Source organism: Pseudomonas sp. zfem003 (assembly GCF_032621675.1).
GTDB lineage: Bacteria > Pseudomonadota > Gammaproteobacteria > Pseudomonadales > Pseudomonadaceae > Metapseudomonas > Metapseudomonas otitidis.
On the sequence record NZ_JAVYJG010000017.1, the window covers coordinates 1 to 8,491 of the forward strand.

Annotated in this window: 12 protein-coding genes; 2 read left to right on the forward strand and 10 right to left on the reverse strand. The window is 58.5% G+C overall.

The window, feature by feature from the left end:
* Positions 1 to 157: 157 nt before the first annotated feature.
* The 9 genes from RTK35_RS29865 to RTK35_RS29905 all read right to left on the reverse strand — a co-directional run bounded on the left by RTK35_RS29865 (position 158) and on the right by RTK35_RS29905 (position 6,402).
* Positions 158 to 481 (reverse strand): hypothetical protein, encoded by a 324-nt coding sequence (locus RTK35_RS29865; RefSeq protein WP_316909669.1) that lies wholly within the window; start codon positions 479 to 481, stop codon positions 158 to 160.
* Positions 478 to 1,839 (reverse strand): zonular occludens toxin domain-containing protein, encoded by a 1,362-nt coding sequence (locus RTK35_RS29870; RefSeq protein WP_316909670.1) that lies wholly within the window; start codon positions 1,837 to 1,839, stop codon positions 478 to 480. The genes RTK35_RS29865 and RTK35_RS29870 overlap by 4 nt, the downstream gene beginning before the upstream one ends.
* Before the next feature lie 15 nt (positions 1,840 to 1,854).
* Positions 1,855 to 2,160: a hypothetical protein gene (locus RTK35_RS29875; protein ID WP_316909671.1), complete on the reverse strand. Its 306-nt coding sequence runs from the start codon at positions 2,158 to 2,160 to the stop codon at positions 1,855 to 1,857.
* Between the two features lie 9 nt (positions 2,161 to 2,169).
* The gene (locus RTK35_RS29880; protein ID WP_316909672.1) at positions 2,170 to 3,648 is read right to left on the reverse strand and encodes a hypothetical protein; all 1,479 of its coding nucleotides are present in this window, start codon (positions 3,646 to 3,648) and stop codon (positions 2,170 to 2,172) included.
* Between the two features lie 148 nt (positions 3,649 to 3,796).
* Positions 3,797 to 4,012, reverse strand: coding sequence for a hypothetical protein (locus RTK35_RS29885; RefSeq protein ID WP_316909673.1), 216 nt, complete (start codon positions 4,010 to 4,012; stop codon positions 3,797 to 3,799).
* A gap of 10 nt (positions 4,013 to 4,022) precedes the next feature.
* A complete protein-coding gene (locus tag RTK35_RS29890) occupies positions 4,023 to 4,244 on the reverse strand; it encodes a hypothetical protein (RefSeq protein WP_316909674.1) in 222 nt (73 codons plus the stop codon).
* Positions 4,244 to 4,615 (reverse strand): hypothetical protein, encoded by a 372-nt coding sequence (locus RTK35_RS29895; protein ID WP_316909675.1) that lies wholly within the window; start codon positions 4,613 to 4,615, stop codon positions 4,244 to 4,246. The genes RTK35_RS29890 and RTK35_RS29895 overlap by 1 nt, the downstream gene beginning before the upstream one ends.
* Before the next feature lie 37 nt (positions 4,616 to 4,652).
* Positions 4,653 to 5,036: a hypothetical protein gene (locus tag RTK35_RS29900; RefSeq protein ID WP_316909676.1), complete on the reverse strand. Its 384-nt coding sequence runs from the start codon at positions 5,034 to 5,036 to the stop codon at positions 4,653 to 4,655.
* A gap of 235 nt (positions 5,037 to 5,271) precedes the next feature.
* Positions 5,272 to 6,402: a phage/plasmid replication protein gene (locus RTK35_RS29905; protein WP_316909677.1), complete on the reverse strand. Its 1,131-nt coding sequence runs from the start codon at positions 6,400 to 6,402 to the stop codon at positions 5,272 to 5,274.
* Between the two features lie 156 nt (positions 6,403 to 6,558).
* Here RTK35_RS29905 and RTK35_RS29910 point away from each other — a divergent pair, with 156 nt between their 5' ends.
* The gene (locus RTK35_RS29910) at positions 6,559 to 6,750 is read left to right on the forward strand and encodes a hypothetical protein (protein ID WP_170050763.1); all 192 of its coding nucleotides are present in this window, start codon (positions 6,559 to 6,561) and stop codon (positions 6,748 to 6,750) included.
* A 939-nt stretch (positions 6,751 to 7,689) separates the two neighbouring features.
* Here RTK35_RS29910 and RTK35_RS29915 read toward each other — a convergent pair.
* Complete coding sequence (locus RTK35_RS29915) at positions 7,690 to 8,073, reverse strand: hypothetical protein (RefSeq protein WP_316909678.1); 384 nt, start codon at positions 8,071 to 8,073, stop codon at positions 7,690 to 7,692.
* Positions 8,074 to 8,284: 211 nt separating this feature from the next.
* Between RTK35_RS29915 and RTK35_RS29920 the strand changes: the two genes are divergently transcribed.
* Positions 8,285 to 8,491, forward strand: a 207-nt coding sequence (locus RTK35_RS29920; protein WP_316909679.1) for a hypothetical protein, incomplete at its 3' end; no start/stop codon positions are given.

Below are 8,491 nucleotides of genomic sequence, written 5' to 3' on the forward strand. Positions count from 1 at the left end.
GGCTTCGCGGACAAGGTGCGGCGGGATCGGGAGGGGGATGGGGTCACTCATAATCGCCATTACGTTACGCAGGGCCCGGAGGCTACGCCAGTGTCCGGACCCCGCTCAACGTAACGCCGTCCATTATGAGCAACCTGGGGTATGAAAGCCTGAGCAATCAGCCGCAGATTCCAGGCTTGAAGCAGAACAGCGCGGTGAAGACGAAGTGCGCGATCCAGGCGACGCAGCCTAGAGCGCCGACGACCAACGCGAGATCGAGCGCCCGAGTCCAGGGGCTGACCCTTCGTGCGACGCAGCGTTGTGCAGGACACTTGTAACCGGTGTCGTAAAGACCACGATGCATGTGAGCGGGCAGCTGATGGTCCGGGTGACGACGAGAATTGTCGAAGTGCCGGCCCTCTCGCAGATACCAGACCTTCCACGCATAAACGTGAGCCGAGTCGCCACGCAGCTCGGTCAAGTAGTCGAATGAATCCGTCATAGCGCCTGCTCCTTGCCAGTGAGTGTCCTAGGGGTGCGACTGGTGTCCTCGACAATAGTAACCCGCGTGGAGGTTGCGCGCTGGTCACCAGTGACCGGGCGCGGGTCGCTCCGCTCGCCGCCGCCGGTCACTGGTGCCAGCACGTCACGTCCGGTCGGGGCTATTGAGGATGCGGCCTGCTGTCCGCTCCACGAGGTCACTCGCTGGCCGTCGATGTCGCAATACAGCTGGATGCCATCAGGGAACCGCTTGCACTGATCCATGGTGACGAGCCGCTTACCGAACATGCTGGTGAGGATGACCATATCCGGCGCCCAGTTGTCGCGGCTGTCCGTGCTGCTGTAGCCGTAGCCGATCTGTGAATCCCAGCCCTGTTCGCGGCGCTGGTCCGATCTGCGGATCTCGCCAACGATGCGCCACTGCCCGGACAGCGGAGGTTCAACCGGGCCGGAAGGCGCTGTGGGTTGAGGCGGTACGCCCTGGACGAGTCCCTGGCCGGGGACGATCTGCTGGCCGAACGCTTCAGGCGGTGGGTTCACCAAGGGCGCCGATGCCGGCATGACAGGAACCTCTACGGCGTCAGCAACGATTTCAGAGCCGTCTTCGGCATAGCGCTCCGGGTGAAGCTTGGGCATCACGTAGCCGTATCCGAGCCAGAAGCCGCCCAGGATGGCAAACGCGATGAACCCCATGGAGCCGATGGCCTGCCAGCTGCTGAACAGGTTGGAACGCTTGTCCATGGCCTTTTCGTCGCCGACGTTGAGGTCAGCCGCTTCGCTCTGAGTGGCGCTCCGGTAGTACTGGTAGATATCGGGCTTGTACGTGCCATAGGCCTCGCGGATGACGTACTTCGCCGGGACGCGTTCGCCGGTCGGACAACCCTTGTAGACCTTGATGCCGAAGCGGTTCGCAAGGCCGACCTCTTCGAGCTTGTTCATCTCGAAACTGTGGGCGATCAGCTTGCGGACCCACGACGCGAGGTCGGAACGGTCCTGAGTGACGAGCACAACCTGCATGGCGTTGCCTGCCTTGTCCACGCGGTGGCGGTGTTCCTTGAGCCACTGGAGGTCGCCAACGGGAGCCGCCGACACCTTCTGGCCAGATGGCCACCGTCGCCAGCATTCGTCGATCACGGCGACAGCACCATGAGGGATCAGCTCAGGCAACTTTTCATCCTCCAGGGCGTCGAGCGGAAGTTGCGTAATCTGGCCACCGAACACTTGGACCAGTAGTTCGGATTCCAGGGGGATGTTGGTAACAACGTGACGCCCCTTCTTGAGTGCGGGAATGATCACGTACTCAACTACTGAGTAACTTTTCCCTGATCCAGGGCGACCGAAATAACCGTTAAGAGCCATATGACCGCCCTCCCCTTACCCAATGAACGGAATTCGACGGAGGATGAACCGCAGCAACAATGATGCGGTAATCATTGCAAGGCCCTCGGCTACAGCGAAGTACTGGAAGAAGAACACAACACCGGATGGGAGTTGGCTCATGAAGCTTCCGGCCTGTGAAACAAAGTCCGGCACCGGAAGTTTCTCAATAACAGTTGCGAGACCGTCGAACACGTAGCCCCAAACCTTTTTCGGGAGCCATAGAACGAAATCCAACCACCAACCCAGGAGCGTTTCAAAAGCAGCCTTGAACCAGCCGAGTATTTTCTCTAGGAAGTTCATGTAGTCACCTCACGCGGTGAAGAAGAGTCGAATAGCGGCCCACGCCCATATCGCCAGGAACAAGTAGCGCAAGCCGTTGAGAAGTTGAGGCGCCGAAGAACAGAACGAACTGAAGTCTATGGAGCCGAAGAACGTTTGAGCGCTCCCAATAGAGCAAGTACCGCCGGACGGCACGGTAATGCCTTTAAGGGCTTTTGCAATCGGTGCATTTGACAATCTGTCAATATACTGCTGTACAGAGTCGGCATATTCGGGCGCTTCGTCGAGTTCCGGCGTTGTAAGTCCACCAGTAGCGGTCCCATCACCTTCACCCGTACTGCAATCGCCTCCAACACAATCACCGAAACCGTCTCCATCTGAATCGGGGTTAGTGTTTTTGTCAGGACAACTCTTTCCGGTGCAACTTCCGGTCGTGCTGACAACATTACCCTTGCCGTCCTTAACAGTAACCGTGCTAGACGTAGTAACACCCGAGATGCAGTTAACGAGAGCCATGCCCGTACACTTCGTATCAGTGCGCTTATCGGTTTTCGTGGTCTTTGTTCCGCCATCTGGAAGAGCCTCGGTTTTAACTTCGGTTGAAATGCGAATGCCGCCAGAAATGGGCTTGGGCATGTCGTTCTTGCAGGTGAGAACGCCATTCACGGTGCCGCACTGGCTCTGACCTTCCTTGGTAAAAAACTGGCTGGAAACGCACGCAACAGAGTTGGCACCAGTCGATACATACGTGCACGGTTCGGACTTGGTTTCTTGCTTGGGCGGAGGCGGCAAACAATCGCCGGAAACGCATCGAGCATTTGCGAGAACACCAGGGTCAGCCTTGCTATTGAAAACTTCGCCTGTGTGGTGAACGTTGAGCGTGCAAACAGCAGAGCGCTCTTTTACAACGCACACACCGTCGGCACAGGTTTCAGTTGGTGGAGGTGTTGTGCAGTTGGCGCCGGTCACTTTGACCGTGCATCCAAACTGAGCGGTATCGGTGGGTTGGATGGGGTTTCCGTTTGGATCTTTCTGTACCAATACATCTTTGAGAGTTGAGTCTTTGTAATTTTCGTCCTGGCCGTGGAATTTGCAGAAAGATGCAATATCGGCACGGGCAGCCTGGACGCATTCGCCGGAGCTATTGTAAATCTTGGGGTAGCCAGTTGCGTCAACATCACCACAGCGGGTGCCAGCGGAACTGAAAACGCCTTTGCACTCACCGGTCAACGGGTCATATGTGGTGTCAGAAGAACAAGAAGTTCCGTACCTATAGGCGCCACCATAGTCCTGCTCGTTACCGAATTGATTTAAACCCATACACGAATAAACGGTATCGTTTATTGATTTAACACTGCTATATGTAGTGTTAGAAAACTTAGAAATCTTATCTTTACAGGCGGATACTGCAGATGGGTATTCGATTGTGGTTTCAGCAATACGCCAAAAATAGTTGGCAGAGGCGGTACCTGAAAGAAAGAACAGAAGTAGCGCGACATACCTAATCATTGCCAGCCCCTTACAATCGTAATACCAACAATGAAGCCGAATGCAAAGAACGTGTATTGGTAAAGTTGCGGCCAGAATTCCATTTTATTCACCCTCAAGACGAAACAAGGAGCCCGAAGGCCCCTTGCGAAGTTGCCGTCGGCAGTTGTCAGCGGATCATGCCGAGAATTTTCTTGATCCCCATGCGAGAGGCCAGAATTGCGGCGATCAGCAACGCCACGGCGACGAAGCCGGCGATGATGTCGGCCTTGTCGATACCGGCGGCCAGGTCAGCGAGGCCAGTAGCGTGAGCGGACTGGGCGACAACGGCGGTCATCAGGGAGGCACCGGCCAGGGACTTCAGGAAACGCTTGGAGGCTTTCATGTGGAACTCCTTACTTGAGCATCTTGAGAATGAGGCCTATCGGGTAGCCCAGGAGCCACACCGTAAAGGCCAGGGACAGACCGACGCCAAACGCCTGACCCAGGACTGCCGGGTCGAGCTGGCTGACGTCGAACGGCACAGGCACAGGGGCCGAAACCCACGTGCCGGCACACAGGGGGGCACCATCCGCCGCTATCGACAGGGTGCCGTCGCAGAGGATGGCGGCGCGCATCAGGAGGCCTTGGCCTGGGGTTCAGGATGCACGGCGGCAGGCTTCACGCCCGGGCGATCCTGCTGCGGGACCTGCTCAGCGAGGCGCAGAGGAAGGCCGGTGAGGCTGTAGCGGATGCGGGGATTGTCCTTGTAGTAGGTGTCGATTTCGTCCGTGAACGGGGCAAAGACCTCAGCCCCGACATGCTGGCGGTAGGCGTTGTGCAGGCCCTTCTTGAGCTGCTCGCCGCGCACCTGGAATTCCATGACCTGGGTTTCGGTGAACCCGTTGCGGTTCACGATGTTCACGCCGATGCCGACGATGGCGTAGGCCTTGTCGCCCTCCCCGCGGTCAATGACGGCTTGGACGAAACCACGTGCAATTTTCGACATAGTGACTCTCCTTAAATGGGGCGGCCCAGGGCGGCCCTTAGCGGACGATCCAGTCAGCGAGACAGGGCGTTCCCTGCTCTTCCAGATCACGGTACGGATACAGGTACTGGTCAGACGGACGCCTGTTCTCAGAAGGCTGGAGATCAACGCCTTCGGCGGCGCGTTGAGCCATGAGAGAGAGGGTCGCGTCGACCTGGGAGCGAAGTGGCGAGGCAGTTGCAGCAGCACGCATGCGGGCACGCATATCGAGCTGCAGGCGCTGGCCGCGGCTGATTGCGCTGGTGTGCAGGGGTTCCCATTGGATGGGCGTGTACGGCACGTCATCGAGGCCAGCGACGACGACGGCGCCGCCGACCTGGGCGAGACGATGCGGCGGGACGAGCATGCCGGCACAGGACTGGACGAGCAGGTACAGACGCATCAGAAGGTCCCCGCTGCGAGTTCATCCAGGGCGTTGCCGTGCTGGTGAACGTGGAAGTCAAAAATGACCTTCACAGGAGAATGAGGAAGAGCCTCACGGGATGCGCACAGGCAGGCTTGACGGTATGACATGACGTCGGAAACACAGTCAGCGCTTACGACGCGCCAACCATCATCGAAACGCCAAACAAAGATTCCGGCGCGTGAAGCGCGCTGGCGGAGAACACGAAGACGGTTCACGCGGCCACCTGCACGAGCTGGAGGTGACGGGGAACGACCGCAGGGCGGTAGAAGGCCGGGACCTGGGCGTCGAAGGAGCGTTCGACCTCGCGGACGTTACGGATGAACACGGCACCATGGCGGGTGGCGTCGTACGGGAGCTTGATGTCGATCCCGATACGGCGAAGTCGCGCGCGATGTTCCTGAACCGACGACAAATTGAGGTCAAACTTCTTGCCGTGCATCCATTCCATGGCGTACAGCGCGGTGCGGGTTGCAGCTTGCTTCGACTTGCAAATCCCCTCCGCTACGAGTTGTTCGCTGATGCTGAAAATATCCATTGCTGTCACCTGCAGCTTGTCGCCTACACAGAGGAAATCCCGTTGGATTTCCGCCAGCTTCGATTCATCAAAAAGCCCCCAAAAACAGAGGCGTTCACGCTTCAAATACTCGCTACGGAGCTTGATTTCCGAGCGAACGAGACCGACAGACGCGCACCAGTCGCGCAACGCCTGGACGTAACGGTATTCATCGGAGCCCTCGCCGTAGGCGCGCTTGACCTTGGGCAGGAGGTGGGCATCGAGTTCGGCAGCTTTGTTGTAATTGCCGGGGTAAACGAGACGGCCGGCCTTCTCGCCGCCGCGAGGGGTCCAGACAACGGTGTTGCCGTCCGGATAGAGGTACGCAATGGAATTCCGGTAACGCTGACTGGAAATCCCGCGCAGGTAATCGCGTTCGTTGCCCTGCCCTACATAGAAATTGGACGTGAGGTCGAGGCGCTGAAAAACGGCGCCGTCTGCGATTGCGCTTCCGTCCTGCAGGCGCTGGACAGTTCGACACTTGGTCATCAGTGGGAGGCCTTCACAGAGAAGAACGGCGTTGATAGCGCGCATGCAGTCGTCGAGCGATTGGATGCCGAAAACGTTATCGAGGCGGTCGAAGCGACTGGGGTTGCCGTCGACGGTGATGCGACGGCCGCAGACATGGATGCGAAAGGTCGTGCAGTAACTACCCTCTGCGAAGAAAGCCGGAGCTGACTCGCTCAACAGCTCTTCGGTCTGAGCATCAAAGCGGCGGACGTAGATGTCAGCGCGCCGGGGCAGCTCGAAGGGGTATTCCTGATAGGCCTTGATCCAGTCGTAAAACATGCAAATCCCTAGCGGTAGCCCTGTGATTTAGTCATCTGTTGAAAAATCACAAATGATCTTTCGGCGCTTTATAGCCGAATCACAAATGACAATGCAATACGTGCAAAAATCACGTCCGTCGGAAATCACACGTGATGGCGAGGTGAAATCACATTTATGGCGAAGACCTACAGGTTGCGAGACGAGGCCGTAGAAGCCCTGAACGCGAAGCGGATCAAGCTGATCGTTGAGCGGAAGGAGGACGTGAAAGAGAGCGATTTGCTCGGGGCTCTCATCTGGAAGCACCTGTCGACGCTTTCGGCCCAGGACGTAAAGGCCTACAGAGAGACAGTGCTAGGGAAAGACTGATGAAAGCCGAGCGAGACGATGACGACATCCGCTATGGGCGGGTGAGGCATACGCCGGAGCGGCGGCTGGCCTATGAAATAGCCCTTGGGATATGGATGGGCGGTATGGCGCTAGGCCTGACGTGGGGGCTTGTCGTAATGCTGTTCGCGAAAGGACTAGTCGTCGCTCTGGGGAGATGACCCCGGAAACCCGGGGTGAAGTGTGGTGAAACCCCGGGGCAAAGTGTGGCGCTCAACCCGGCGGAAGACACGGGGGCGCGAGGGAAAACCCCGGAGTTCCGGGGTAAAGTGGGGGTGTTACAGCACCCCCACCCCGAGCCGTGCAGCATACTGGACGCAATGTTCAGAATTCCGAACTGCAAGACGGCAAGAGCAATCCGATTGCGCATCACCATCGAGCCGCCCCGGCTGGGCTAGGCGGGCGGGTCGTTCCTCGGAGATCTGTTTGCCCAGGACGTGCATCAGCTCCGTGCGCTATGTGTCGCCGCAGTGCGCGCCCGTGGGGTGATCATGGCGCGAGGTGAGTTCGGAGCGGCTGAAGGCGAGGCGTTCGCGGACGTGCACCGAGCGGTACCGGAATTCGTTCCAGGACGAAGACCTGGTGCGCGATTTTGGTACCAATCGGCGCGGCGAGCTGGAGTCGGCCCGCGCCGATCTGGCAATTCGGTGGTACCAAACTAAAGCCAGCGGGGGAACGGGAGCCAGGAGAACCAACGAGCGTCGCGATAGTACGCATCCCATGGATCGCCCGGTACAAGGTCATAGATGCCGTGATTGCATGGCGCATCCGGATCGGACGGTGGGAAGCCATCACGGTGGCACCTGATGCACATGTGACAGGTCCAGCCGTCGTACACGCCGCCGGGAATGTGGTACCGGCAAGAACCCTTGATGCTGCAAACAACAGAGCCGAGAAGTCGGCTGGCACGGATTAGCGGCTTCACTTGCGAGCCCCCTTAATGCGTGAGAGGAAAGCGTCAGGGGTCTCCCCTGCTGCTGGATTGGTACCAGAATCGTCCGCTTCAGGATCCTGAAGGCGCCCGCCGGCGGAGCGTTTTGGTACCGAACCGTCAAAGAGATCACCCTGGCCAGTGGCTTCGAGGAGGCGAATGGCAGCCTCGCGGGCACCCTGGATGGTCTGATCACGAACGGCAAGAAGCTGTTCGAGTCGGGCAATCTCCCCCTTCTGCCACTCGACCGTTTTCATGAGGAAGTTGTATTCAGCTGCTGCCTTGGCATAGGCCTTCGAGCCGGTGGACTGGCCAGTGTGGCGCTTGAGCTTTTCGACGAACGCATCGTCAGCGTCGGGGATTTTGATCAACATGGCGTCGCTCCTTGGTACCAAAATGTACGCCCTGGACGAGTGCCCGGGCTGAAAAATGGTACCACTGCGAATGGCGATGCGGTACCAAAATCTCAAGCTTGAGGACGACCAGGAAGAACGTTTAGGTACCAAATGACCGAGGGGGTCGGCGCTGGCCAAGAGCGAGATAGGCAAGAACAGGTACCAATCCGTTCAACCAGGTGCGCACCTGGTGCGCGAAAAAGGTACCAGCTCAGAGGTCGAGGATGTCACGACAAGCAGCCTGAAGACGCTCGACGCGGCGGTCGAGGTCGGCGGCTTCGTCGTCCAGCTGGTGAACGCGAGCCCGAAGGCGGCGCAGATCGGCAACGAGGTTGGGATAGTCCTGCAGCACGTAACAGACGGCATCGAGGTCCGTACCAGGCTTGGCATAGAGCCT

Excerpts from the sequence above, each read along its gene's own strand:
- RTK35_RS29865 (WP_316909669.1), bottom strand. The coding sequence starts at position 481 with ATGACGGATTCATTCGACTACTTGACCGAGCTGCGTGGCGACTCGGCT.
- RTK35_RS29870 (WP_316909670.1), bottom strand. The coding sequence starts at position 1,839 with ATGGCTCTTAACGGTTATTTCGGTCGCCCTGGATCAGGGAAAAGTTAC.
- RTK35_RS29875 (WP_316909671.1), bottom strand. The coding sequence starts at position 2,160 with ATGAACTTCCTAGAGAAAATACTCGGCTGGTTCAAGGCTGCTTTTGAA.
- RTK35_RS29880 (WP_316909672.1), bottom strand. The coding sequence starts at position 3,648 with ATGATTAGGTATGTCGCGCTACTTCTGTTCTTTCTTTCAGGTACCGCC.
- RTK35_RS29885 (WP_316909673.1), bottom strand. The coding sequence starts at position 4,012 with ATGAAAGCCTCCAAGCGTTTCCTGAAGTCCCTGGCCGGTGCCTCCCTG.
- RTK35_RS29890 (WP_316909674.1), bottom strand. The coding sequence starts at position 4,244 with ATGCGCGCCGCCATCCTCTGCGACGGCACCCTGTCGATAGCGGCGGAT.
- RTK35_RS29895 (WP_316909675.1), bottom strand. The coding sequence starts at position 4,615 with ATGTCGAAAATTGCACGTGGTTTCGTCCAAGCCGTCATTGACCGCGGG.
- RTK35_RS29900 (WP_316909676.1), bottom strand. The coding sequence starts at position 5,036 with ATGCGTCTGTACCTGCTCGTCCAGTCCTGTGCCGGCATGCTCGTCCCG.
- RTK35_RS29905 (WP_316909677.1), bottom strand. The coding sequence starts at position 6,402 with ATGTTTTACGACTGGATCAAGGCCTATCAGGAATACCCCTTCGAGCTG.
- RTK35_RS29910 (WP_170050763.1), top strand. The coding sequence starts at position 6,559 with ATGGCGAAGACCTACAGGTTGCGAGACGAGGCCGTAGAAGCCCTGAAC.
- RTK35_RS29915 (WP_316909678.1), bottom strand. The coding sequence starts at position 8,073 with ATGTTGATCAAAATCCCCGACGCTGACGATGCGTTCGTCGAAAAGCTC.